The 903-nt window shown below is 41.2% G+C and carries 1 protein-coding gene and 1 pseudogene; both read left to right on the top strand.

Annotation, left to right across the window (positions count from 1 at the left end):
- Positions 1-328: pseudogene (locus EQY_RS0110355) on the top strand (hypothetical protein); the annotation flags it as partial.
- A gap of 281 nt (positions 329-609) precedes the next feature.
- The coding region (locus EQY_RS0110360) for a recombinase family protein (protein ID WP_000536422.1) at positions 610-903 on the top strand (294 nt) is incomplete at its 3' end.

Consider the following 903-nt stretch of genomic DNA (forward strand, 5'->3'; position numbering starts at 1 on the left):
GGGAGCGAAATTGAGTCGACGATTGGTATGGTCTTTCGTTTACATTGTAATTCTGTTGGGTGTTTGCTTTACCACTGCTGTTTTAGCTGATAACGACGCTCTTAAAAGCACAGCGTGCGAGGTTACAACTTCAATATTGAAAGATAAGGGAAGTAATGTGACATGTCTTGTTGTTGAAGATATTAAAGAAATCACTGATCAGCATTACCGCGCTAAGGCTGTATTATCCAATGGTGCAGATATGCCTATTGTCATTGAAGAACGGGATGATGGTTATATTTACGTCACGCTAGCACCCTTGAGCGATCTATTCGATTTATTCGATTAACTACTTTGGGGGGAAAGTTTAGTAATTACCTGCTTTCCTCCTGAACACTTCATCATGTTATCAACCATAGCGCATGAGCTGCATGGTCTAATATCGGTCACGCTAGCAAGCATCGAGTAGCCCTAAAATCGAAATATCGGTGAGGGATTCCGTGGTCTCCTTTGAGTAGACTCAATTGATACGTGTCGTTGATGTTGGAGCTGGGTATCAAAATTTCTTTGTTTTAACTTATTTGATACTGTATCATTGATGTCATTGATATGAGACTTTTTGGGGGGACTATGGGAACTTTCGGGTATGTACGAGTAAGCAGCAAAGATCAGAATGAATCACGCCAGATTGAAGCGTTAAAAACACTGGTTGATGAGATTTTGATTGATAAGGCCAGCGGTAAGAATGCAGACAGGCCAGCTTTAAAAGAGTTAATGAGTAAAGTTCGCTCAGGTGACATAGTTCGAGTTAAAAGCGTTGACCGTCTGGCACGTAATACCCGTGACCTTCTGGGGATACTGGATGAACTGACTACAAAGGGCGTGAGAGTTGAGTTTATAGATAATCACATGACTTTTGATGAT

The organism is Escherichia sp. TW14182, from assembly GCF_000208525.1.
Taxonomy (GTDB): domain Bacteria; phylum Pseudomonadota; class Gammaproteobacteria; order Enterobacterales; family Enterobacteriaceae; genus Escherichia; species Escherichia ruysiae.